Origin of the sequence: Sphingomonas sp. CBMAI 2297 (genome assembly GCF_029870595.1) — a bacterium.
Taxonomy (GTDB): domain Bacteria; phylum Pseudomonadota; class Alphaproteobacteria; order Sphingomonadales; family Sphingomonadaceae; genus Sphingomonas.
In genome coordinates this window covers 103240-127015 of the sequence record NZ_JAPDIR010000010.1, presented here as the reverse complement: position 1 = coordinate 127015, position 23776 = coordinate 103240, and the positions used below count along the sequence as shown (strand labels likewise).

Below are 23776 nucleotides of genomic sequence, written 5' to 3'. Positions count from 1 at the left end.
GGATTTATCGGGGAAAGTCAAGCGCGGAGGTGCTCAACGCTCCAGCGCGAGCGCCCTAAAGTCCTCCACATCGCAGGAACGGCCCGCCCGGGTGCGAATCGAATCGCGTCCGGCGCAGATCTTCTGGTCCTTGTTCGTCTTCACGTAGAAGCCGTTATAGAAGCCGAGCGCCTGGCATTTGCGCCCCAGCTTGGCGCGCAGCAGCGAGCCGTCGCGCAGCACCAGGTCGACGCTGTCCTGGGTGTTCACGCCCGCGAAGCCGGAGATGTCCTGCACCTTCACGCAGTCCTTCGCCTTCTTCTCGACCACATGGGGAGCGCGGCGCACGATGATGGTCGCGCTGCTGGTGATGGTGACGCGCGGCACCTGGATCGTCACGCGCTGCTGCTCTTGCTGAAGGCTCAGGGTAACCGCTTTCCAGTCGGGCACGCCTGCGGGCGCCGCGGCGGGCGCGGCGACGAGAAGCAGCAGGCTGGATGCGACCAGGAACGGATTCGGCATTTCGCGTTGGTTATGTACGTTGAAGGTTTGAACAGTGGATGAACTGACACCGGTCGTGCTAGCCCAAAAATGCCATGACACCAGCCCAGCAGCAGCTCGTCGATACCATCCTGGAACGCTTCGGCCCCAAGACGGTGACCACCGATCCCCATGCGATCGAGCCCTGGGAGTCGGACTGGCGCGGCCGCTACCATGGCAGCGCGCCGGCGCTGCTCTCGCCCGGATCGACGGAGGAAGTCGCCGCGATCGTCCGGCTTGCGGGCGAATTGGGCGTGAAGATTGTGCCCCAGGGCGGCAATACCGGCATGGTCGGCGGCGCGACGCCGCCGGCGGACGGCTCGGCGCTGCTCCTCTCCACCCGACGGATGAACCGGATCCGCTCGGTCGACACGGCCGGCAATCTCGCGGTGGTCGAGGCCGGGGTGATCCTCGCCAATTTCCACGCCGCCATGGCCGAGCAGGGCCGCCGCTTCCCGCTCACGCTGGGCGCCAAGGGCAGCGCGACGATTGGCGGGCTGGTCTCCACCAATGCCGGCGGCACCCAGGTGCTGCGCTTCGGCAACATGCGCCACCTCGTGGCGGGGGTGGAGGCGGTGCTGCCCGACGGCTCGATCCATGAAGGGCTCGTGCCGCTCAAGAAGGACAATCGCGGCTATGACCTCACCCAGCTGCTGATCGGCGCGGAAGGCACGATCGGCATCGTCACCGCCGCGACGCTGCGCCTCTATCCCGCCATCGTCGAGCGTGCCGCCGCCTGGGTGGGCGTCGCCGATCCCGAGGACGCGCTCCGCATCCTGCGCCTGATGGAGGCGCGCACCGGCACGATCGAGAGCTTCGAGATCATCCCGGGCGAGATACTGGGTCATGTCCTCAGCCATATTCCCGGCACCCGCTCGCCGCTGGCCGGCGAGCATGCCTGGCACGTGCTGATCGAATCGGTGGCGACCGAGCCGGGCGCCGAGCCGCCTGCCGCCCTGCTCGAGCGGCTGCTGGTGCCCGTGTTCGAGGCGGGCCTGGCCGAGGACGCGGTGATCTCGACCAGCGAGGCCCAGGTCGAGGCCTTCTGGCACATCCGCGATTCGATCTCGGAGGCGGAGCGCGCGCTGGGCCCGGCGATGCAGCACGACATCTCCGTGCCGGTCGACAAGATGCCGCGCTTCATGCTGGCGGCCGCGGCCGAGGCCGAGCGGCGCTTCCCCGGCACCCGCGCCACCGCCTTCGGGCATCTGGGCGACGGCAATGTCCATTTCCACGTCCGCGCGCCGCAGGGCGCCGATCGCGACGCCTGGTACGCCGGCGATGGGCCGGCGGTGAGCCGCCTCGTCTACGACATGGTGGTGGCCGAGGGCGGATCGATCTCCGCCGAACATGGTATCGGACAGATGAAGCGCGCCGAACTGGAGCGTTTGAGCCCGCCATCGCGTATCGCGGTACTGAAAGCGATCAAATCGGCACTGGATCCCCGCGGAATCCTGAATCCCGGCAAGCTGGTAGCGCTTGCGCCCGAGGCTGACACCCCATAGACCCTCGCCCCGGGATTCCAGACATCAGCATTTTTAGTTCCCAGGAGATTTAGGATGGCTTCCGCCCCGCAGCAGTCGCTGCCTCTGTTCTACAACGAGCTTCAGCCGCTCTCGAGCCAGCAGCACGCCGATTTCAAGATTCGCGCCGCCGACAAGGCGCCGTTCCTCGCCAAGCAGCACGCGGTGCCGGTCACCGTCGAGGAATTCCCGCTGGTGCAGCGCTTCATGCCGATCGTCTTCTCGCAGGGCGAAGAGCCGGTGCCGCTGGCGCTGATGGGCCTGAACGAGGGGGTCAACACCTTCTTCGACGAGGACGGCGCGCTCAACGAGACGAACTTCTACGTCCCGGCCTATATCCGCCGCTATCCGTACCTGCTGGCGCGCCTGCGCCCGGACAGCGACGAGCTGTCGCTGTGCTTCGACCCGACTTCGGACACGGTCGGCGCGTTCGAGGAGGGCGAGGCCCTGTTCGTCGACGGCCAGCCGAGCGACACGACCAAGAACATCCTGCAGTTCAACGAGCAGTTCGAGCAGGCCGGCGCCCGCACCGGCCAGTTCATGCAGGAGCTCAAGGAGCTCGACCTGCTGATCGACGGCGAAGTGACGATCCAGCCGGACGGCGCCGCCCAGCCCTTCGTCTATCGCGGCTTCATGATGGTCGACGAGAACAAGCTCAACGAGATGCGCGGCGACCAGCTGCGCAAGATCGTGCAGAACGGCATGCTGCCGCTCATCTACGCGCATCTCTTTTCGCTGGGCCTGATGCGCGACATCTTCGGCCGCCAGCTGCGCCAGGGCAAGATGCCCGAGCCGCAGCTCGTCCAGCCGAACGCCTGATCGTGATGGGGCGCGGCGATCGATACAGCCGGGGGGCGATCGCCTTCCACTGGTCGATCGCCGCGCTCGTCCTGTTCAACCTGATCGTCGGCCTGTTCCACGACGCGATGCCGCGGGCGTGGGGCGTGATCCCGATCCACAAGTCGGTCGGCATCGCCGCGCTGGTGCTCACGCTGGGCCGGATCGGCTGGCGACTCACCCACAAGCCGCCGCACCTGCCGGAATTGCTGCCGGCCTGGGAGAAGGCGACCGCGCATACGGTCCACTTCATCCTCTATGCGCTGCTGCTGGTCCTGCCGGTCAGCGGCTGGCTGCTCTCCTCCAATCCCGAGCGTCCGCGTCCGATCAACTGGTTCGGGCTGTTCGAGATCCCGGTACTGCCCGCCACGCCGGGCATCGCCCATACCGCGCACGAGGCGCACGAGCTGCTCGGCTATCTGATGGCGGCGCTGGTGGTGGTTCACATCGCCGCGGCGCTGCGCCACCATTTCATCCTGCGCGACCGGGTGCTGGCGCGCATGCTTCCAGGGGCGCACCGGCTCGGCTGATCGCGCGTTGAAAACGGTTTCTCGCGACCCCTTGAACTATCCGACCCCTCACTTATATTTGATTTGTACGGCGTCGTGTCCCCCCTTTCGCGAGGCCGTACGGCACGCCCTCGGGCGTGTCTCCTCCCTGAACCTTGGCCACCTCGTGGGTAACCACGAGGTGGTTTTTTATGTGCCGCCTTGCCGCCGATCCCTGATAGGAATCGGGCATGGACTGGTTCTCGAAATGGTTCTGGCTCTGGCCGTCGCTGCTGGGGTGTCTCGTGCTTGGGCGAGGTGTGGTCGCGGTTGTCCGGCGTCGTGTCCTGGTGTTTCGCAACCCCGATCCCGATGCGGCAATTTACCGGGAGTATGAGCCGAGACTCTATTGGCTGCTGGTGATGGTGCATTTCCTGATGGCCGGCCTGTTTTTCTGGATGGCCGGGTACAAGGTTCCCTGGCCGGCGCTATTCCGCCGCGATCGCCCCCGGTAGCGCTTCGTCCGCCACCGCGTCGATCAGGTCGCGCAGCAGCCGCACCGCCGTCGCCAGTCCCGGGCCCGGCTGGTCGAGCGCCGAATCGAGATAGAGCGATCGGTCGAACTCGAGCTGGATCGCGTGCACGCCGCGGCGCGGGTCGCCATGGCGCTCCAATATGTGGCCGCCCGAATAGGGCGTGTTGGCCATGGTGCGGATGCCATGGGCGCGCGCCACGCCTTCGATTCGCCCCAGGAAACGCCCTGCCGCCGACTTGCCGAACCGGTCCCCCGGCACCAGCCGCGCCGCCGTCGCCGGATTGCCGAGCGGCGGCATCGAATGGACGTCGAGCAGCACCGCCACGCCGAATCGCGCCCGCGCCGATGCCAGGGCGGCGGCGATGGCGGCGTGCCAGGGCCGGTGGTCGGCATGGATGCGCTGCTGCACCTCGTCGGCGCTCAGCCGGCGCTGCCAGATGTCGCCCGCGCTTCCCACCCGGCGCGGCACCAGCCCCAGTCCGGAGCGGAGCTTGGCCGAGAGCGGCGCGCCGTGCGGCCAGGCGCCGTCGTCGAGCCGCGGGTCGCGCTCGTGCTCGGCGCGGTTGAGGTCGATCCAGGCGCGCGGGCGGGTGGCGACGAACAGTGTCTCGTCGCGCCGGGCGGCAAGGGCGATCGCGTCGGCATGGCGGTCCTCGAGCCCCCGCAGCGCCGCCAGCGGCACGCGCAGCGCAGCGCGCAGCGCGTCGGGATAGTCGCGCCCGGCATGCGGCACGGACAGGATCACCGGGCTCCGCGGCTCGGCGGGGCCATGGCGGACGAAGGATTCTCCGGTCACGACGTCATGACTATGCGCGCCATCGCGCTGCCGCAATGGCATGGAATGGTATAGGGGCGGAAAATCTTAAGGGCTTCGGGTATAGGATGAGGTCTTGTCGATTTCGAGTGGGGGAACATGATCCGGATTCTGCTGGCCGAGGATGACCGCGTGATGCGGGAATACCTGACCCGGGCGCTCGAGCGTTCGGGCTATGCGGTCAGCGCGGTCGATCGCGGCACCGCGGCGATACCGCTGCTGGAGGGCGAGCGGTTCGACCTGCTGCTCACCGATATCGTGATGCCGGAGATGGACGGCATCGAGCTGGCCCAGAAGGCGAGCGAGATTGCGCCGGACATGCGGGTGATGTTCATCACCGGCTTCGCGGCGGTGACGCTCAAGGCGGGCAAGCAGGTGCCCCAGGCGCGCGTGCTCTCCAAGCCCTTCCACCTGCGCGACCTGGTGCTCGAGGTGGACCGGCTGTTCGAGGCGGAGAACGCCGGGTTCAATTGAGGCCTCCGATTCCGGCGGCGGCGGATCGGGCGAACGGACCGGCGCCGCAAAAACTGAAAACCATGCTTGCGCGGGTTTGTGTTGCCCGCTAAAGGCCCGCTTCCCGTTTCGGCCGACAGGCCAATGGGCGCGTAGCTCAGTGGTAGAGCACTGTGTTGACATCGCAGGGGTCGCAAGTTCAATCCTTGCCGCGCCCACCATATAGAAAAGCCGCCAGGTCATCGATCTGGCGGCTTTTTTGATGCCTTTCAGCGATGGCGTGCGATCACGGCATCAGTGGCTCCGGATGCTCGGGCGGGCTCGGCCCGGCGCCGCGTGGCAGATCGGGAGGTCCCGATCGCGTGCAAGCCGTTCCGGTGATCAGCGGTGCTCATTATGGCAGTTCCCAGGTTCGAATAGATAACGGAGATCGCATGATGAACGCGCTATCGATCGGAAATGTCATCGCCACGCGCGAGATCGACCTCGGCCCTTCCGCGAAAGTCGAGGTGGTGATCGGTGCACCCTTCTCGATCGATGCGACAGGGGAGGAGTTCTGGTGTCCCTATAGGATCATCGGAATTGGATCGGGCAAAGTGAAGCGCGCAATCGGGGCGGACTCGCTCCAGGCGCTCGTCCTGGCATTGTATGACATTAGCAATGCCCTGTATTTTTCCGAGGAATTCGAGCGCGGTGAGCTTCGCTGGGCGGGTGGGATGACCTTCGCGGATTTCGGCATTCCCGTTTCGGAGCGCACGATCGATGAGGTGCGACAGGCACGGCAGCGGATCGAGGGGTAGAGATGGACTGTATGGCGTGAATGCGCCTGGCATCCGCTTCGGCGCCGTGCGGTCCTCGCCCATGCTGTGAAAAGCCGCCAGGTCAGTGACTTGGCGGCTTTTCCGATGTCTGCGCTGGCGCCGCGCCGCGCTTTGGCGCATCCTGGCCCGCATGCGGGAAAAAGCTTCGGAATATGATTGGGCGGGCGGGCGCGGCGCCCAGTGGCGTGACGGGCTCGACGGGATGGAGGCGATGCTCGCGCCGATCGACGCGCCGTTCGTCGCGGCGCTGGCGCTGGATGCGCCCTGCCGAATCGCCGAGATCGCCTGCGGGGGCGGCGGCACGGCGCGCGCCATCGCCGCGGCGGCGCCCGCCGGCAGCGACATCACCGGCTTCGACATCTCGCCCGATCTGGTCGCCGCCGCCACGGCGCGGGCGGGCGCGGTGGCCCGCTTCGTCGAGGCCGATGTCGCGACTCATCGGCCCGAGCGGCGGTTCGATCGGCTCGCCTCGCGCTTCGGCGTGATGTTCTTCGACGATCCGGCGGCCGCTTTCGCCAATCTGCGCCACTGGCTGGCGCCGGGCGGGCGGCTGGCCTTCGCGGTCTGGGGCCCGGCGGCCGAAGTCGGCTTCATGGCGGAGATCCGCGCGGCGGTCGCCTCGGTGATCGAGCTGCCCCCTGCCGATCCCGATGCGCCCAGCCCGGTCCGCTACGGCGATCCCGGGAAGCTGATCGCGCTGCTGGATGCCGCCGGTTTCCGGGACGCCGCCAGCCGCGGCTGGCACGGCGCGCTGCCCGTGCCCGGCGCGACGCCCGAGGCGGCGGCCGATTTCCTGCTCGCCTCTTCGTCGATGGCGGCGCCGCTGCTCGGCGCGCCGCCCGCCCGGCGCGAGGCGGCCCGCGCCCGCCTGGCGGAGGCCTGTGCCGGCCATTGGGAGAATGGCGGCGTCCGCATGCCGGTCCGGGTGGAGATCGTCACCGCCGCCGGTTAGGGCGGGGACTGATATCCCTTTCTCGTCGTCCCCGCCTTTGCGGGGATGACGGTGGGAAATCAGATACGTGCCTGGGTTCTCGCCCTAGGCGACGCGCAGTTCCGCCAGAAAGGCATGGACCTGGTCCGACAGGGCATCGGCGCCGACATGGAGCCGGCCCGCCACGTCGCGCATCGCCCGCGCCTGGTCCGAGGCGTCGCGCGAGGTGCCGCCGATCGCCTCGACGTCGCGCTGGATGCCGGTGCTCGCATGCACCGCCTCGTCGACGTTGCGCGCGATCGTCCGCGTCGCTTCCTCCTGCCGGGCGACCGCGCTTTCCACGGCGTCGGCCAGCGCGGCCATCGCGCCGATCGCCTGCTCGACCCGGTTGTGCCCCGCCGCGACCTCGTCGATCCCGCCGCGGATCTCGCGGACATGCGCGGTGATCCGGTCGGCGGCGATGCCGGTCTGGGTGGAGAGCTGCTTCACTTCGTTCGCCACCACGGTGAAGCCGCGCCCCGCCTCGCCGGCGCGCGCCGCCTCGATCGTCGCGTTGAGCGCGAGCAGGTTCACCTGCCGGGCGATGTCGCTGATCAGCCCGATCACCGAATCGATCGACTGCGCCGAATGGAGCAGGTCGCGCGTCCGCGCGCTCCCGCTCTCGACCAGCTGCGAGACCGCCGCCGCCGCCTGGCGCGCATCGCTGGTGTTGTGGGCGATGCCGGCGAGCGCGCCGGCCAGGTCGCGCCCGCGCGCGGCGATCTCCGCCATGTTGTCGCTCGTCTGCGAGGCGGCGGTCGCCACCGCCAGCGCGCGGTCGCCCACGCCGCTCGCCCGGTCCGCCGTCAGCACCGCGCCGTCCTCGAGCGCGGTCGAGAGCAGGCCCATGTCGCGCGATAGCGCTTCCACCTGCGCCTCGAAGCGCTTGCTCGCCGCTTCGATCCGCGCCGCGCGTTCCACCTGGGCGCGCGCCGTCGCCACTTCGCGTTCGGCCGCGAGATGGACGAGCCGGCGGTTGTTCATCGTCGCCAGCACCCGGCCGGCCCGGGTCAGGATCATCCCCTCCGATCCGCCCGAGGCGCGATAGCGTTCCATCAGCCGGCCGAGATCGTCGGTCATCTCGGCAACGGGGCAGGCGCGGACATAGCGCGACACCGCCGCGCCGTAAGAGGGGTTGCGCATCAGCGCATGGCCGAAGGGATTGAGCAGCAGCCGCCGCACGTCCTTCTCGAAGATCGCGCCCAGCGGACGCGCATGCGCGTCGACGATCGCCACCAGCCGCAGCTCGGGATCACCGCCGAACAGCTCGGCCGCGCGCCACATCGTGTCGGTGAGCGTCAGCAACGGCGGATTGAGCTCGCGCTCGGTAAGCCAGGTGCCGCCTGGGGCGGGCGAGGGATCGGCCAAGGACATCCCCCGCCGGATAGGGGGCGGTTGGTAAATGCGCGCTTAGCCCAGCGTTACAGTACCGAGACAAAGCACATTTTTTCGCGGGTTGCGGGCGATTCCTCGCGAAAATCGCGCCGCCGGCTGTAACCCTGTTGTCATATGGCGGTGCCTAGGGCGGGACATGAAGCTCAGCATCGAGAATCTGGCCCTGAGCCATGGCGAGCGCCGCCTGCTCGACGGCGTGGATGCGGTGCTCGCGCCGGGCAAGGTAACGGCGATTCTCGGCGCGGCCGGCGCGGGCAAGGCCGTGCTGCTGCGCGCGCTCGCCGGCCGCGCCGATGCCGATGCCGGCCATGTCCGGCTGGGCGGGCGGCTGATCGGCCGGCTGGGCCGGGCCGAGCGCGCCAGGGCGATCGCGCTGGTCGAGCATCATGATCGGCGCCGCCGGTTCGGCCGGGCTCCCGCCGATCTCGCCGCCGCGCTGGCCGCGCGTCCGGCCTGGCTGCTGGCCGGGGATCCGCTGAGCGCGCTCGATCCGGCCGCGCAATTCGCCCGGATCGAACAGCTGCGCGCGGCCGCGGACCAGGGAATGGGCATCGTCGTCACGCTCGCCGATCCCGTTCTCGCCGGCCGCCTGGCCGATGCGGTGCTGCTGCTCGGCGGTGGCCGCATGATCGCCTTTGGCGCGCCCGGCGACGCGCTCGCCCATCAGCCGCTGCGCGCGGCGTTCGGCGTGGAGGTGATGGTAATCGGCGATGCGCGGGGCCGGTTGCTCCCCGTGCCGATCGGCTGCGCAGAATAGTCCTCGCTTCCCTGCAAGGGAGGGGGCGAGGGTGGGTGGCGTTGCGGCGATACCATGGTCGCAGGGATGCGGCGCCGTATCGCGTCCATCGATCCACCCCCGGCCCCTCCCTTGCAGGGAGGGGAGTCGATGTGCCACTGCGTAATTAAATTACACACTGAGTCGGGCCGGCAGAGTCCGCAGGAGAGCGAAATGCGTAACATCGACCATGTTATCGTCGGCCATGACGGAGGTGCCGGCGCCCGCACCGGAGACGTCTTCAATCCGAACACCGGCCAGGTGCAGGCCCGGGTGCAGCTCGGCACCCAGGCCGATCTCGACAAGGCCGTCGCCGCCGCGCTCGCCGCCCAGCCCGGCTGGGCCGCGACCAACCCGCAGCGCCGCGCCCGCGTGATGTTCGCGTTCAAGGCGCTGGTCGAGAAGAACATGGACGAGCTGGCGCACCTGCTCAGCTCCGAGCATGGCAAGGTGGTCGCCGACGCCAAGGGCGACATCCAGCGCGGCCTGGAAGTGATCGAATTCGCCTGCGGCATCCCGCACGTGCTGAAGGGCGAATATACCCAGGGCGCCGGCCCCGGCATCGACGTGTACAGCATGCGCCAGCCGCTCGGCATCGGCGCGGGCATCACGCCGTTCAACTTCCCGGCGATGATCCCGATGTGGATGTTCGGCGTCGCCATCGCCTGCGGCAATGCCTTCATCCTCAAGCCCAGCGAGCGCGATCCCAGCGTGCCGGTGCGCCTCGCCGAGCTGATGCGCGAGGCCGGCGCGCCGGAGGGCATCCTCCAGGTCGTGCACGGCGACAAGGAGATGGTCGACGCGATTCTCGATCATCCGGCGATCGCGGCAGTCAGCTTCGTCGGCTCGTCGGACATCGCGCATTATGTCTATCGCCGCGGCGTCGAGGCCGGGAAGCGCGTCCAGGCGATGGGCGGCGCCAAGAATCACGGCATCGTCATGCCGGACGCCGATCTCGACCAGGTGGTGGCGGACCTGTCCGGCGCCGCCTTCGGCTCGGCTGGCGAGCGCTGCATGGCGCTGCCGGTGGTGGTGCCGGTGGGCGACAAGACCGCCGATGCCCTGCGCGAGAAGCTGATCCCGGCGATCGCGGCGCTGCGGGTCGGCGTTTCGACGGATGCCGAGGCGCATTACGGCCCGGTGGTGAACGCCGCCCACAAGCAGCGCGTCGAGAACTGGATCCAGACCGGCGTGGACGAAGGCGCCGAGCTGGTGGTCGACGGGCGCGGCTTTCAGCTCCAGGGCCATGAGCAGGGCTTCTTCATCGGGCCGAGCCTGTTCGATCGCGTCACGCCGGACATGCAGGCGTATAAGGAAGAGATTTTCGGACCGGTCCTCCAGATCGTCCGCGCGCCCGATTTCGAGACCGCGCTGCGGCTGCCGAGCGACCATCAATATGGCAACGGCGTCGCCATCTTCACGCGCAACGGCCATGCGGCGCGCGAATTCGCGGCGCGCGTCAATGTCGGCATGGTCGGCATCAACGTGCCGATCCCGGTGCCGGTCGCCTATCACACCTTTGGCGGCTGGAAGCGCTCGGCGTTCGGCGACACCAACCAGCACGGCATGGAAGGCGTGAAGTTCTGGACCAAGGTGAAGACCATCACCCAGCGCTGGCCCGATGGCGGCGCGAGCGGTGACAGCGCCTTCATCATTCCGACGATGGGCTGATCCATGCTCGCGCTCGGGGCGGGCCTGCTCCTTGCGCTGGCCGGTGGCGGCCAGCAGGGGGTCGTGGACGGGCCGGGCCGCTTCTGCGGTTACGGCCCGGTCATCGATCTGCGCGCGGGCGAGCGGATCAAGCTGGGCCAGGGCGGCATCCATAGCGGCCGGTTCCGCTGGAAGGGTGCGTTCGGTAGCCTGGACGTCATGGGTATCCAATGGGGCAGCCCGCCCCCGGGCGAGGCGCGCAAGCAGCCCACGGCCGCGGGGCAGACCCTGTTCGAGGCGTGGCGCGAGGGTGGCCGCCATGTCGTGGCGATCTGGAACGGCAGCCATGGCGTCGCCTATTTCCGCTCGCCCCGCCCGTTCACGCCCGCGCAGATGGCCGCGATCGAGCGGGTATCGCTGTTCGACGAGGCCGGCGCCGCGCCGGAAGGGTGCAAGCTGAGGACGGTCTTTGTCTGGGGATGATCGGTCAGGTCTCGGCCGTGGCTTCGCGCTTCCCTTTCCCGAACCACGGCACCGCCGCCGCCGCGAAGGCTTGGTGGTAGCGCGGATGCTCGGTGCCCATCCAGCGATCCCACCAGGTGAAGTAGAGCCCGAAATTATGCCCGCCGCCGCTATGGTGCAGGTCATGATGCGTCGCCGTGGTCAGCCAGGCGGTGAGCGGGAAGCGCGTGAATCCCGGCGGCATCAGCTCGTGCCCCGAATGGCCGAGCACGTTGCGGCCGATCTGGTGGAGCAGGAAGGCGAGCAGCACGATCGCGTGCATCGGCACGAACAGCAGGAAGAGCGGCAGGAACATGCCCTCCAGCACGCCTTCGATCGGCGCGAAGCTATAGGCGGCCCAGGGCGTCGGCGTGCGCGACTTGTGATGGGTCAGGTGGGCGCGGCGGAACATCGCCCGGGTGTGCAGCCCGCGATGCATCCAGTAGAAATAGGCATCGTGCGCGATCACGATCGCCACGAACTCCAGCGCTGCCTGCCACCAGGGCGGGGTGGCGAAGGCGAGATGGATGATCCCCGCCTGGTTCATCGCCAGCGTGGCGATGCTCCACAGCGCGAAGATGCCGACCGAGAGCATCGAATGGCGGAACTCGCGGGCCCGGTCGCCCCGGGCGGGCGGGCGCTTCTGGATCCGCCGGGCCGCGGTCCAGCGCGCGCCGGCCCACAGGATGGCGGTCATCCCGCCGGCGGCGGCGAGATAGCGGGCCAGTTCGACGGCGAAGCTGTGTGCGCCGTGGGCGGCGAGCGGTACGATCCAATGTTGCATGTCGCATCCTCGAAAGCGGATGCCGATCTGCTAGGCCGCGATGCCGCGCCGGTCCCGCCGCGCCCGGAAAATGCCGCGCATTTCCGGAATCGATCAGCCTTTTTCGGGATCGAGGATCGCCGCGCGCCGATATTCGCTGGGGCTGGTGCCGGTGGCGTCGCGAAAGGCGCGGTTGAACGGGGCGAGGCTGCCATAGCCAAGGTCCATCGCCAGGGTGAGCACCGGCAGGTCCACCCGGGCCGGGTCGCTCAGCCAGGCCCTGGCATCTGCGATGCGGTGCGAATTGAGGAAGTCCGAGAAGTTGCGATAGCCCAGCCGCTGGTTGATCAGCGCGCGCAGCCGGTGCTCGGGCACGCCCAGCTTGCCGGCGAGCACGCCGATGCCGAGCCCGGGCTCGCGATGGACATGGGCGGCCATCGCCGCGTCGAGCTTCTGCTTGAGCACATGCTCGGCCGGCGACAGCGGGGAGCGGGCGGGCTGCGGCGCGGCCTTGTCGAACAGCAGCTCGGCATTGGCCGAGAGCATCGCGGCGCCGAACGCCAGGATCGCGATCAGCGCGGTGCCCGACTGGAGCAGCATCAGCCAGATGTCGGTGCGCAGCAGGTCGTACACGCTCTCCACCACCACGATGCCCAGGGTCTGCACGCCCACCACGATCACGAAGCCCAGCCGGAACATCCGGCGCTTCTCGCTCAGGTCGTCGCCGCGATTGGCGATGGCGATGACGATGGCGTGCGCCGCGAGCAGAAAGGCGATGCCGTGCTGCACCGCACCCGCCGCCACCGGCATCCGGTGCGTCACGTACAGCGCATGGGTGAAGAGCAGCCAGTCGATCAGCGTCACCCCCAGGGCAAGCGCGAACAGGCGCCTGTCGATGGGCCGCTCGAAGATCAGATGGGCGAACACCCACAGCGCCAGCGGGGCGTTGAGCGAGAAGAGCTGGATCACCGGCCAGGCCGCCGAACGCCACAGCTGCAATGCGGGCGAGACGATCGCGAGATAGGCCGCCACGCATATCAGCAGCGCGATCGTCGCCCGGCGGATCGGCGCGGGCGCGCCGCTGCGGCCCGCCACCAGCGCCATCAGCAGCAGCTGGCCGACGCCCATCAGCCGCATCGCCGTATCGATAAGCAACAGCCGCTCCATGCGCAGCCTTATGGCGCCGCCCTCCGCCAGCGTCTATTGGCGGAGACGGCAGGAACCAGGGGGGAAGGGCGATGACCGGATTGCGCTTCGTACTCAAGGCGATGATCGCCTGCATCGCGCTGGCGATGGTGGTGCCGGGCAAGCGCACGATCAGCGTGATCGCGTCGACGCCGCCCCAGGCGGCCAAGCGCATCGCGCTCAGCTTCGACGACGTGCCGCGCGGCCGCGGCGCCTTCCTTACGCCCGACGAGCGCACCGCGCGCCTGGTCGAGACCTTCCGCTCGCGCCACGTGCCGCAGCCGGTCTTCTTCCTCAACCCCAACCGGATCGTCCATTTCGGCGACGGGATCGACGCGCCGAAGCGCATCGCCGCCTATGTCGCCGTCGGCGGGGTGCTGGGCAACCACACCAACACCCATCCGAAGCTGTCCAAGGTGGCGGCCGACATCTTCCTCGCCGATATCGACCGGGCCGAGGCCTATCTGAAGACGCAGGGCAAGGCGTACCGCCCCTGGCTGCGCTTCCCCTATCTGGACGAGGGCGGGCCGGACAAGGCGAAGCGCGACGCCGTCCGCGCCGGCCTGGCCGCGCGGGGGATGATGAACGGCTATGCGACGATCGACGGCTCGGACTGGAACATGGAGGGCCAGGCCATCGCGGCGCGCAAGGCGGGCAAGGCCGTCGACATGGACGCGCTGCGCGACCTCTATGTCGAGACGCATGTCCGGTCCGCCGATTTCGGCGACGAGCTGGCCCGCCGCGCGCTCGGCCGCTCCCCGGCGCATGTCCTGTTGCTGCACGAGACCGACATGGCGGGGCTGTTCCTGGGCGACCTGATCGACGCGCTGCGCCAGGACGGCTGGGAGATCATCGGCGCCGACGAGGCCTATGCCGATCCGATGCACCGCGAGCGCCCGGACGTCGCCTGGACGGCGGGCACGATGATCGAGCAGCTCGCCTGGGAGAAGAAGCTCGCCAAGCCGCGCTGGTACGAGCGCAACGACGTCAAGGTCGCCAATGCGCTCTTCGCCGAGCGGGTGCTGCACGAGAAGCTGGGGGCGGGGAAATGATCCTCGCCTCCTGTTCAGCCCTATTTGCTCCCCGGCCTTTGCCGGGGAACCGTGTCGTTTCCACCCTTCCGGATCGCCGTCCGGCCCGAGGATCCCTTCATGACTGACCAGTTCGAACTCACCGACGACCAGCGCGCCATCCAGGAGATGGCCCGGAAATTCACCGCCGACGCGATCACGCCGCACGCGGCGGAGTGGGACGAGAAGCACATCTTCCCGCGCGACACGATCCGGGCCGCGGCGGAGCTGGGCTTCGCTTCCATCTATGTCTCGGAAGAGAGCGGCGGCATCGGCCTGGGCCGGCTCGAGGCGGCGCTGATCATGGAGGCGATGGCCTATGGCTGCCCTTCGACCAGCGCCTTCATCTCGATCCACAACATGGCGAGCTGGATGATCGACCGCTTCGGCAGCCAGGCGGTCAAGGACAGATATCTGCCCTCGCTGGTCACGATGGAGCGGATCGCCTCCTATTGCCTCACCGAGCCGAGCTCGGGCTCGGACGCCGCCGCGCTCAAGACGCGGGCGGTGCTGGATGGCGATCACTATGTCGTCAGCGGCTCGAAGCAGTTCATCTCGGGCGCCGGCGAGAACGAAATCTATGTCACGATGGTGCGCACCGGCGAGGAGGGCCCCAAGGGCATTTCCTGCCTGGTGATCGAAAAGGACATGCCCGGCGTGTCCTTCGGCGCGAACGAGCGCAAGCTGGGCTGGCATTCGCAGCCCACCCGCCAGGTAAGCTTCGACAATGTCCGCGTGCCGGTGGCGAACCGTATCGGGGGCGAAGGCGAGGGCTTTCGTTTCGCCATGATGGGCCTGGACGGCGGCCGGCTCAATATCGGCGCCTGCTCGCTCGGCGGCGCCCAGCGCTGCCTGGACGAAGCGGTGCGATACACCAGGGACCGCCAGCAGTTCGGCAAGCCGATCGCGGATTTCCAGAACACGCAGTTCGTCCTCGCCGACATGGCGACCGAGCTGGAGGCGGCGCGGGCGCTGCTCTATCTCGCCGCCGCCAAGGTGACGTCCGGCGCGCCGGACAAGACCAAATTCGCGGCCATGGCCAAGCGCTTGGCGACCGACACCGGCAGCTCGGTGGTCGATCGCGCGCTCCAGCTGCATGGCGGCTATGGCTATCTGATGGACTATCCGATCGAGCGTTTCTGGCGCGACCTGCGCGTCCATTCGATCCTCGAGGGCACCAACCAGGTGATGCGCATGATCATCGGCCGCGAGCTCACCCGCCAGTGAGCCTCGCGTCAGATCGGACGGACCATGACGGCCTCCAGCCCCTGCGAGCCCATCTTGGCCTCGAATTCCAGGCGCTGGCCCTCGGCGAGCTGCGCGAGGCCCGCCGCGCGCAGCGTCGCGAGGCGGACGATCACGTCTTCCTTGCTCCCGTCATGCGTGATGAAGCCGATGCCCTTGTGCACATTGTACCACTTCGTCGTGCCGGTTCCGGTCATGGCGTGTCTCTCCCTCGTGTCGCGGCGAGGCTATGGCCCCGCGTGCGGGCGGGCAATCCGGTGAAGGACGAAAATGGACGCTGAAGTCATCCTCCGGACCGAAGGCAAGGCCGGCCGCATCCGGCTCAACCGGCCCAAGGCGATCCATGCGCTCAACACCGGCATGTGCGCGGCGATGCTCGGCGCCCTGACGGTATGGCGAGACGACCCGGCGGTGGAGATCGTTCTGATCGACCATGCAGAGGGACGCGGCTTCTGCGCCGGCGGCGACATCCGCATGATCGCGACGAGCGGCGCGGGCGACGGCAGCCAGGCGCGCGACTTCTTCCGGGTCGAATATCGGCTGAACCATGCGCTGTTCACCTATGCGAAGCCGGTCGTGGCGTTCATGGACGGCATCACCATGGGCGGCGGCGTCGGCATCTCGCAGCCGGCGCGCTACCGGGTGGCGACGGAGAACACGCGATTCGCCATGCCCGAGACCGGCATCGGCCTGTTCCCGGACGTGGGCGGCGGCTGGTATCTCTCGCGCCTGCCGGGGAAGATCGGCGAGTATCTCGCGCTGACCGGCCACCGGCTCGACGGCGCCGAATGCCTCGCGCTCGGCCTCGCCACCCATTATCTGCCCGCCGCCGCGCTCGACGGGGCCAAGGCGCGCATCGCCGCCGATCCGGCATCGGTCGAATCGGTTCTCGCCGAACTGTCGATCCCGGCGCCCGACGCGAAGATACGCGCCTTCCAAGGCATCATCGACCGGCTCTTCGCCGCCGATACGGTGGAAGGCGTGTTTGCCGCGCTCGCGGCGGATGGCGGCGAATGGGGCGCCGTCCAGCTCGCGACGCTCGGCACCAAATCGCCCCAGTCGATGAAGGTGTCGCTCCGCCTCGTCCGCGAGGGCCGGTCGAGGGACGGTTTCGCCGGGGAGATGGCGCAGGAATTCGCCATTGGCGGCCGCGTTGCCCAAAGTCATGACTTCATCGAGGGCGTCCGCGCGCTGATCGTGGACAAGGACAATGCGCCGCGGTGGAGCCCCGCGACGCTCGAGGGCGTCAGCGACGCGGCGGTCGATGCGATCTTCGCGCCGCTGCCCGAGGGCGAGGCATGGACGCCGGCATGAAACGCTGTCCTACCGCCACCGTCCCATGGCATGGCCAAGGCATGACCGCAGCGCCCTTCCTCATGTCCGCGTGCTCGCCCGGTGGCCTTGAGGGCGCCGGGGAAGCCGCGCGCGATGACGTCGGGACTTTTGAGACTTTCCGCGCCGCCAGGGCGCCATGGAGGAAGCTTTGACCGCTTACGAAACCATCCTCGTCGAGCAGCGCGGCGCCGCCACGCTGGTCACGCTGAACCGCCCCCAGGCGCTCAATGCGCTCAACAGCCAGGTCCTGTCCGAGCTGCTCGACGCGATGAAGGCGTTCGACGCCGATCCGTCGCAGGGCTGCGCGGTGATCACCGGCAGCGAGAAGGCCTTCGCGGCCGGGGCGGACATCAAGGAGATGCAGGCCCAGGGCTTTGCCGACATGTACGGCCATGACTTCTTCGCCGGCTGGGACGCGTTCACGCGCACCCGCAAGCCGATCATCGCTGCCGTTTCCGGCTATGCGCTGGGCGGCGGCTGCGAGCTGGCGATGATGTGCGACTTCATCCTGGCGGCGGACAGCGCCAGGTTCGGCCAGCCCGAGATCAAGCTGGCCGTCTCGCCCGGCATGGGCGGCTCGCAGCGCCTCACGCGCGCCGTCGGCAAGGCCAAGGCGATGGAGATGTGCCTCACCGGCCGGATGATGGATGCCCAGGAAGCCGAGCGCGCCGGGCTGGCCAGCCGCATCCTGCCGGCCGCCGAACTGGTCGAGGAAGCGGTGAAGACCGCGCAAGCGATCGCCGCGATGGCGCCGCTGGCGGTGCTGGCCAACAAGGAGATGGTCAACGCCGCCTATGAGACCACGCTGGCGCAGGGCGTGCAGTTCGAGCGCCGGCTGTTCCACGCGCTGTTCGGCACCGCCGACCAGAAGGAAGGCATGGCGGCCTTTGTCGAGAAGCGCCCGGGGAACTGGACGGGGAAATAGGCGTCGTCTGAAAATGCAACCGTCATGCCGGCGGAAGCCGGGATCGCATGCCGTGGCGCGGGACGGGCGCCGCACGAGATTCCGGCTTCCGCCGGGATGACGATCAAGGAAGAGAGGAAGACCAATTGGCACGCGTAGCATTTATCGGCCTGGGCCATATGGGCGGCGGCATGGCGGCGAACCTCGCCAAGGCGGGGCATGACGTCCGCGCCTTCGATCTTTCGCCGGAGGCGCTCGACCGTGCCAAGGCCGCGGGCTGCCTTCCCGCCGCCACCGCCGCCGAGGCGATCGTGGGGGCCGAGGCAGTGATCACCATGCTGCCGGCGGGCCGGCATGTGGAGGCGGTCTATACCGAAACGCTGCTGGAGAACGCCTCGCCCGGCGCGATCCTGATCGACTGCTCGACGATCGACGTCGACACGGCCCGCCGCATGGCGCAGGCCGCCGTCGAGCATGGGCTGATGGCGGTCGATGCGCCGGTCTCGGGCGGCATCGCCGCGGCCAATGCCGGCACGCTCACCTTCATGGTCGGCGGCACCGAGCAGGCGTTCGGCCGGGCGGAGCCTTTCCTGGCGGACATGGGCAAGGCGGTGATCCATGCCGGCGCCAGCGGCGCGGGCCAGGGGGCCAAGATCTGCAACAACATGATCCTGGGCGCGACGATGATCGCCACCTGCGAGGCCTTTGCCCTGGCCGAGAAGCTGGGGCTGGACGCGCAGCGCTTCTACGATATCGCCTCGGTCAGCTCCGGGCAGAGCTGGTCGATGACGAGCTATTGCCCGGTCCCCGGCGTCGGCCCCGAAAGCCCGGCCGACCGCGACTATCAGGGCGGCTTCGCGGCGCCGCTGATGCTCAAGGACCTGAAGCTGGCGCTGGAAGCGGCGGCGAGCGTCGGCGCGAACGTGCCGATGGGCACGCGGGCGGAGCATCTCTACCAGGCGTTCGTCGACGGCGACGGCGCGGGGCTCGATTTCTCGGGGATCATCAAGACGCTGCGCTAACGCGATTCCGCCCCGAGACGAGCTCGGGGCGGAATTTTAACGCCTGCGATCGTATCGAAGGGATCATGCGCCTGCCCATCCTCTCGGCCCTCGCCCTGATCGCCGCGCCCGCCGCCGCCCAGCAGGAGCGCGCGCCCTTCGTCGTCGCCGAGACCGGCCAGGGCTTCGCGCATCTGGACGATGCGGTGAACGCCGTGCGCGACGGCACCGCGACGATCCTGATCGCGCCGGGCACCTATCGCGAATGCACCGTGCAGACCGGGGGCAGGATCACCTTCAAGGCGGTCCAGCCCGGCACCGCGATCTTCGAGAGCCAGACCTGCGAGGAAAAGGCCGCCTTCGTGCTGCGCGGCCGGGGCTCGGCGGTGGACGGCATCGTCTTTCGCGGCTTCGCGGTGCCCGACGGCAATGGCGCCGGCATCCGCATCGAGATGGGCGACCTCACCGTCACCAATTCGATGTTCCTCGACAGCCAGGAAGGCATATTGGGCGGCGGCCACGAGACGGTGCGCCGCATCGCCATCGACCACACGACCTTTGCCGGACTCGGCCAGTGCGAGACCGAGAATTGCAGCCATTCCATCTATCTTGCGGTCGACGGCGACGTGGCCGTCACCAATTCGCGCTTCGAGCGCGGCACCGGCGGCCATTACGTCAAGCTGCGCGCCCGCCGGGTGACGATCACCGGCAACAGCTTCGACGACAGCCGGGGCAGCAAGACCAACTATATGATCGACCTGTCCGAGGGCGGCACCGGCCTGATCGCCGGCAACACCTTCGTCCAGGGGCGTGCCAAGGAGAACAGCTCGGCCCTGATCGTGGTGGCGGCGGAGGGGCGCACCTATCCGAGCACGGGCCTGCGCATCGAGGGCAATACGGCCAGCATGGCACCCGGCGCGCCAGGCAATCCCGCCTTTGTCGCGGACTTCACCGGCCAGCTCGGCACGCTCGGCCGGAACGACCTGGGCCCGGGCATCCGCATCTTCGAGCGGCGGCGGTAATATTTCCCTCTCCCCTTGTGGGAGAGGGAGGGAGCCGACGAAGTCGGCGGAAGGGTGAGGGGGAGTGAGCCTCAGGCCCCCTCATCCTTCCCGCTCGCTGCGCGAGCGGGCCCATCATCGGGTGAACAGCGCCCCGCGCTGTTCAGGCCATGCCGGGGGCATGGCCGACCCGTTGATCTTCTCCCGCAAGGGGAGAAGGAGCTTGCTACTTGCAGCTGTCTCCCGCGCCGGCATCGAGATCCAGGCAGCGCCCGTCGATCTCCACCGGCACCGGCACATGGATCAGCGCGGCGAGCGTCGGGGCGATGTCCACCGTCTCCACCGACAGCGGCTGCTCGAAGCCGGTCATGCCCTTGCGCCAGAACAGGATCGGCACGCGGCGGTCATAGTCCCAGAAGCTGCCATGGGTGGCGATCGAGCCGCCCTCGGTGCCGGCGATCGGCGTGACGCGCGGCTTGAGCGCGATCACCAGGTCGCCCGAGCGCTGCGGGTCATAGGAAGCGCGGGCACGCTCGAGCAGGGTCCAGGTCTCGGGCGGAGTGTGGACGATCGGCGTCGCCGCGATCTGGGCGCGGGTGAGCACCGCCTCCACCTGCGGATTGGCCGACCAGCGCTTGATCGCCTCGGCCTGGACGCGGACGCGATCGGCCTTGCTCAGGTCGGGCGCGAGATAGACGTCGCCCGAATTGCCGCCCACCAGCACCGGCCCGGCGATGCCGAGCGCCGCGCCGATCTCCTTGCCCATCGTCTTGGCGTCGAGCCCCTTGGCTACGCGCGCCGCCATCGGCGCGGCATGCTCGCGGTTGCGCTCGGGCATGTCATGGCCGCCATGATCGGCGGTCAGCACCACGGCATAGTCGATACCGGTCTTGTCGAGCACGGCGAACAGCTTGCCCAGCGTCTGGTCGAGCGAGAGGAGCTGCAGGCACATCTCGCTGCCTTCGGTGCCCAGCGTGTGGCCGACATAGTCGGTGGCGGAGGCGCCGACGATCAGCAGGTCGGTATGGCCCGACTGGCCGAGCTTCATGTCGGCAGCGAGCCCGGCGGCCGTGGCCACGATCGCCTCGTCGAACTCGGGCGAGGCGCGGAAGGCAGTGCTGTTGCCGGCGGCGCGGGCGAAGCGGCCGTCGCCGACGCTGCGGTTGGGGTTGAGCTGGAAGGCGCGGCTGCGCGCCTGGCAGAAGGGCGGCAGCTCGAGCGGCTCCTGCGCCTCGGCGATCCGCTTGGTCACATTGGCGTTCATCCGCGTGACCATCGCCGGCTCGGCGCGGCCGGCATAGGAGACGAACGCCTTGCCGTTCCACCACCAGATCTCGTCGGTCTTGTGGCCGCCCATCATCACGGCGGCGCGATCCTTGCCCGCCACCGAGACCACCCGGCTCTGCGGGTCGGCGAGCTTCATCCACTCGCCCAGCGTCGACACCTTCAGATGCTTGTCCGAGACGGTGTAGCTGTTCGAGGTGCTGCCGGGGACGCTCTCGTCCTCGGCGCAATAGACCGTCTTGTCGGCGCGCGGCGCGCTGAAGTCGATCCAGTCATTGGCGATGATCCCGGTCTTCGACGGATGGTCGCCGGTCAGGATCGTCGAATGGCCCGGGCAGGTCTCGGTCGCGGCATGGCTCTGATAACCCGAGGGGAAGACCGCGCCCGACATCAGCCGGGCGAAGCCGGCGCTGAACTGGGCGCGATATTCCGCGAACAGATCGGCCGAGAACTGGTCGACCGAGATCACTACCACCAGCGACGGCGCGGCGCGCGGCGCCTCGGAGGGGACATTCCGCGCCGGGGCGGTTTCCTGGGCGGCGAGCGGGGCTGCGGCGAGCAGCGCGGCGGCTGCTGCGAGCGGACGGAACGACTTCATGCTTTGGCCACCTCCGGCGTGTGCAAATCCTGCCGGGCTGCTATTGGGCCAACAGCTCTTCCACGGCAAGGACGCTCCATGACGGCGGTTCGTTTCGGATTGATGGCTTTGCTGTTCTGGATGTTTGCCGGCATGGCCATGGCCCAGGCGCCGGGCGAGGAGCACGTGCGGATCACGCTGGTCGCGGAGAGCGATCGGCCCGCGCCCGGCAGCGAAGTTACGCTCGCGCTCGCCTCGGTGCCCGAGAAGGGCTGGCACGCCTATTGGCTCAATCCCGGCGATGCCGGCCTGCCGGCGCGCGCCGAATGGACGCTGCCCAAGGGCGCGACCATCGGCGCACTCCGCTATCCGGTCCCCGAGCGGCTGACGATCGCCGGGCTGATGAACTATGTCTATGAGGGGCCGTTCGCGCCGCTGGTGACGCTCAAGGTCCCGGCGGATGCGAGCGGTGCCTTCCCGATCCAGCTGAAGCTCAACTATCTGGTCTGCACCGATGCGATCTGCGTGCCCGGCAAGGCGGACCTGGCGACCACGCTCCAGATCGGCGACGGCAGCGTGGTCCCCGGGATGCGGGCGCAGTTCGACGCCTGGCGCGCGGCATTGCCCAGGCCGCTCGGCGCGCAGGGAGTCTATCAGGTCCAGGGCAAGGCGCTGCGCCTCGCCATTCCGTTCCCGGCCGCCGCGACCGCACCGGGCGAAGGCTATTTCTTCCCCGCCACGCACGGCGCGTTCGACTATGCCGCTCCCCAGAAAGTGACGCGCGACGGCGACCGGGTGGTGGTCGACACGGCGGGCGTGAAGTCGGTGGGCCCGATCGAGGGGCTGCTGGCGTTCGGCAAGCAGGGTTTCTGGGTGCGCGCGGTGCCCGGCGTCGTTCCCGCCGCCAAGGCCGCGCCCGCGCAGCTGCCGTGGAGCGGCGCGCTGCTCGCCTTTCTCGGCGCGGTGCTGGGCGGGCTGATCCTCAACATCATGCCCTGCGTCTTCCCGATCCTCAGCCTCAAGGCGCTGAGCCTGGCCAAGGCCAATGCCGAGGGCGGCAGCCCGCGCGCCGAGGCGCTGGCCTATACCGCCGGGGTGGTGCTGGTCTGCCTGGCGCTGGGCGGCACGTTGCTGGCGCTGCGGGCGGGCGGCGCGACGCTGGGCTGGGCCTTCCAGCTGCAGGATCCGCGCGTCATCCTGGTGCTGCTGCTGCTCGTCACCGGCATCGGCTTCAACCTGGCCGGGCTGTTCGAGCTTTCCGCCCCGGGCTTCGTCAATCGCGCGGCTTCCAGGGGAACCGGCGGCGCCTTCATGACCGGCGCGCTCGCCGCCTTTGTCGCGACGCCGTGCACCGGCCCGTTCATGGGCGCGGCGCTGGGCGCGGCGCTGGTGCTGCCCTGGCCGGCGGCGCTGGCGGTGTTCGCCGGGCTCGGGCTCGGCATCGCGCTGCCCTTCCTGCTGCTCGGCTTCGTGCCCGCCTTCCGCCGGCTGCTGCCCAGGCCCGGCGCCTGGATGGAGACGCTGCGCCGCATCCTTTCGGTGCCGATGTTCCTCACCGCGCTCGCGCTTGCCTGGGTGCTGGGGCGGCAGGCCGGGGTTGCCGGCATGACGATCGGCCTTGCCGCCGCGCTGCTCGCGGTGTTGGGCCTGTGGTGGACGGGCCTGCGCCAGCGCCGGGGCAGGGCGCTCGCCTGGCTGCCGGCGGCGGCGCTGCTCGTCCTTGCCCTTGGCGCGATCGCCCTGGTCAGCGCGGCGCCCACCGAGGCCAGGGCGGTGCCGGGCGCCGAGAAGTTCAGCGAGGCCCGCCTCGCCGAGCTGCGGGCGCAGGGCAGGCCGGTCTTCGCCTATTTCACTGCCGACTGGTGCCTCACCTGCAAGGTCAACGAGAAGGCGGTGATCGAGACGGATGCCGTCGCCAGGGCGCTGGCCGATCGCAAGGTGGCGGTGCTGGTGGGCGACTGGACCGATGGCGATCCCGCGCTCGGCCGCTTCATCGAACGCCACAACCGCGCGGGCGTGCCGCTCTATCTATGGTACAAGCCGGGCGAGGCCGAGCCGCGCGTCCTGCCCCAGATCCTGACCCGGGCGATGCTGATCGACCTCGCAAACGGGGATTGAGAAGGAGAGCGA

Annotated in this window: 24 protein-coding genes and 1 tRNA gene; 18 read left to right on the top strand and 7 right to left on the bottom strand. The window is 69.0% G+C overall.

The annotated features are described in order from the left end of the window. Positions 1-33 precede the first annotated feature (33 nt). Positions 34-501 carry a hypothetical protein gene (locus OMP43_RS15220; RefSeq protein WP_280280365.1) on the bottom strand — a complete coding sequence of 156 codons (468 nt, stop codon included), beginning with the start codon at positions 499-501 and terminating at the stop codon, positions 34-36. 74 nt (positions 502-575) lie between these two features. On the opposite strand from OMP43_RS15220, the gene OMP43_RS15215 reads away from it, so the two are divergent. From OMP43_RS15215 to OMP43_RS15200, 4 genes are all read left to right on the top strand, one after another. Further along, positions 576-2024: an FAD-binding oxidoreductase gene (locus OMP43_RS15215; RefSeq protein WP_280280364.1), complete on the top strand. Its 1449-nt coding sequence runs from the start codon at positions 576-578 to the stop codon at positions 2022-2024. A gap of 54 nt (positions 2025-2078) precedes the next feature. After that, a complete protein-coding gene (locus OMP43_RS15210; protein WP_280280363.1) occupies positions 2079-2861 on the top strand; it encodes a SapC family protein in 783 nt (260 codons plus the stop codon). Positions 2862-2866: 5 nt separating this feature from the next. Continuing rightward, positions 2867-3409, top strand: a complete 543-nt coding sequence (locus tag OMP43_RS15205) for a cytochrome b (RefSeq protein WP_280280362.1) — start codon at positions 2867-2869, stop codon at positions 3407-3409. 209 nt (positions 3410-3618) lie between these two features. Continuing rightward, positions 3619-3882 (top strand): hypothetical protein, encoded by a 264-nt coding sequence (locus tag OMP43_RS15200; RefSeq protein ID WP_280280361.1) that lies wholly within the window; start codon positions 3619-3621, stop codon positions 3880-3882. Here the strand turns inward: OMP43_RS15200 and OMP43_RS15195 are convergent. Next, positions 3856-4740, bottom strand: coding sequence for an N-formylglutamate amidohydrolase (locus tag OMP43_RS15195; RefSeq protein WP_280280360.1), 885 nt, complete (start codon positions 4738-4740; stop codon positions 3856-3858). The two genes, OMP43_RS15200 and OMP43_RS15195, sit on opposite strands and share 27 nt — an antisense overlap. A gap of 75 nt (positions 4741-4815) precedes the next feature. On the opposite strand from OMP43_RS15195, the gene OMP43_RS15190 reads away from it, so the two are divergent. From OMP43_RS15190 to OMP43_RS15175, 4 genes are all read left to right on the top strand, one after another. Beyond that, entirely contained in the window at positions 4816-5190 is a 375-nt protein-coding gene (locus OMP43_RS15190; RefSeq protein WP_280280359.1) for a response regulator, read from the top strand. Between the two features lie 125 nt (positions 5191-5315). Next, a tRNA-Val gene (locus OMP43_RS15185) sits at positions 5316-5390 on the top strand. Positions 5391-5606: 216 nt separating this feature from the next. Next, entirely contained in the window at positions 5607-5969 is a 363-nt protein-coding gene (locus OMP43_RS15180; RefSeq protein ID WP_280280358.1) for a hypothetical protein, read from the top strand. Between the two features lie 151 nt (positions 5970-6120). After that, the gene (locus tag OMP43_RS15175) at positions 6121-6942 is read left to right on the top strand and encodes a methyltransferase domain-containing protein (RefSeq protein WP_280280357.1); all 822 of its coding nucleotides are present in this window, start codon (positions 6121-6123) and stop codon (positions 6940-6942) included. A gap of 84 nt (positions 6943-7026) precedes the next feature. Here the strand turns inward: OMP43_RS15175 and OMP43_RS15170 are convergent, their stop codons facing one another. Further along, entirely contained in the window at positions 7027-8328 is a 1302-nt protein-coding gene (locus OMP43_RS15170; RefSeq protein WP_280280356.1) for a methyl-accepting chemotaxis protein, read from the bottom strand. Between the two features lie 163 nt (positions 8329-8491). On the opposite strand from OMP43_RS15170, the gene OMP43_RS15165 reads away from it, so the two are divergent. The 3 genes from OMP43_RS15165 to OMP43_RS15155 all read left to right on the top strand — a co-directional run bounded on the left by OMP43_RS15165 (position 8492) and on the right by OMP43_RS15155 (position 11263). After that, on the top strand, positions 8492-9112 hold the full coding sequence (locus OMP43_RS15165; RefSeq protein ID WP_280280355.1) for an ABC transporter ATP-binding protein: 621 nt from the start codon (positions 8492-8494) through the stop codon (positions 9110-9112). Between the two features lie 192 nt (positions 9113-9304). Beyond that, positions 9305-10801: a CoA-acylating methylmalonate-semialdehyde dehydrogenase gene (locus OMP43_RS15160; RefSeq protein ID WP_280280354.1), complete on the top strand. Its 1497-nt coding sequence runs from the start codon at positions 9305-9307 to the stop codon at positions 10799-10801. Positions 10802-10804: 3 nt separating this feature from the next. Beyond that, positions 10805-11263 (top strand): hypothetical protein, encoded by a 459-nt coding sequence (locus OMP43_RS15155; RefSeq protein WP_280280353.1) that lies wholly within the window; start codon positions 10805-10807, stop codon positions 11261-11263. A 4-nt stretch (positions 11264-11267) separates the two neighbouring features. Here the strand turns inward: OMP43_RS15155 and OMP43_RS15150 are convergent, their stop codons facing one another. Next, a complete protein-coding gene (locus tag OMP43_RS15150; RefSeq protein ID WP_280280352.1) occupies positions 11268-12065 on the bottom strand; it encodes a sterol desaturase family protein in 798 nt (265 codons plus the stop codon). Between the two features lie 93 nt (positions 12066-12158). Further along, positions 12159-13199 (bottom strand): helix-turn-helix domain-containing protein, encoded by a 1041-nt coding sequence (locus OMP43_RS15145; RefSeq protein WP_280280351.1) that lies wholly within the window; start codon positions 13197-13199, stop codon positions 12159-12161. 83 nt (positions 13200-13282) lie between these two features. Here OMP43_RS15145 and OMP43_RS15140 point away from each other — a divergent pair, with 83 nt between their 5' ends. Both OMP43_RS15140 and OMP43_RS15135 read left to right on the top strand, forming a co-directional pair. Beyond that, entirely contained in the window at positions 13283-14281 is a 999-nt protein-coding gene (locus OMP43_RS15140; RefSeq protein ID WP_280280350.1) for a polysaccharide deacetylase family protein, read from the top strand. Positions 14282-14380: 99 nt separating this feature from the next. Continuing rightward, entirely contained in the window at positions 14381-15526 is a 1146-nt protein-coding gene (locus OMP43_RS15135; protein WP_280280349.1) for an acyl-CoA dehydrogenase family protein, read from the top strand. An 8-nt stretch (positions 15527-15534) separates the two neighbouring features. Here OMP43_RS15135 and OMP43_RS15130 read toward each other — a convergent pair whose 3' ends face one another. Continuing rightward, the gene (locus OMP43_RS15130) at positions 15535-15741 is read right to left on the bottom strand and encodes a cold shock domain-containing protein (RefSeq protein ID WP_280280348.1); all 207 of its coding nucleotides are present in this window, start codon (positions 15739-15741) and stop codon (positions 15535-15537) included. Positions 15742-15814: 73 nt separating this feature from the next. On the opposite strand from OMP43_RS15130, the gene OMP43_RS15125 reads away from it, so the two are divergent. From OMP43_RS15125 to OMP43_RS15110, 4 genes are all read left to right on the top strand, one after another. Further along, complete coding sequence (locus OMP43_RS15125; protein ID WP_280280347.1) at positions 15815-16858, top strand: enoyl-CoA hydratase/isomerase family protein; 1044 nt, start codon at positions 15815-15817, stop codon at positions 16856-16858. 169 nt (positions 16859-17027) lie between these two features. Next, positions 17028-17804: an enoyl-CoA hydratase gene (locus OMP43_RS15120; protein WP_280280346.1), complete on the top strand. Its 777-nt coding sequence runs from the start codon at positions 17028-17030 to the stop codon at positions 17802-17804. Positions 17805-17851: 47 nt separating this feature from the next. Then, the gene (mmsB, locus tag OMP43_RS15115; RefSeq protein WP_280280345.1) at positions 17852-18805 is read left to right on the top strand and encodes a 3-hydroxyisobutyrate dehydrogenase; all 954 of its coding nucleotides are present in this window, start codon (positions 17852-17854) and stop codon (positions 18803-18805) included. Between the two features lie 65 nt (positions 18806-18870). Continuing rightward, on the top strand, positions 18871-19806 hold the full coding sequence (locus tag OMP43_RS15110; RefSeq protein WP_280280344.1) for a right-handed parallel beta-helix repeat-containing protein: 936 nt from the start codon (positions 18871-18873) through the stop codon (positions 19804-19806). 205 nt (positions 19807-20011) lie between these two features. Here the strand turns inward: OMP43_RS15110 and OMP43_RS15105 are convergent, their stop codons facing one another. After that, complete coding sequence (locus OMP43_RS15105) at positions 20012-21667, bottom strand: alkaline phosphatase family protein (protein ID WP_280280343.1); 1656 nt, start codon at positions 21665-21667, stop codon at positions 20012-20014. Positions 21668-21745: 78 nt separating this feature from the next. Between OMP43_RS15105 and OMP43_RS15100 the strand changes: the two genes are divergently transcribed. Continuing rightward, positions 21746-23764 (top strand): protein-disulfide reductase DsbD domain-containing protein, encoded by a 2019-nt coding sequence (locus OMP43_RS15100; protein WP_280280342.1) that lies wholly within the window; start codon positions 21746-21748, stop codon positions 23762-23764. Positions 23765-23776: the final 12 nt, after the last annotated feature.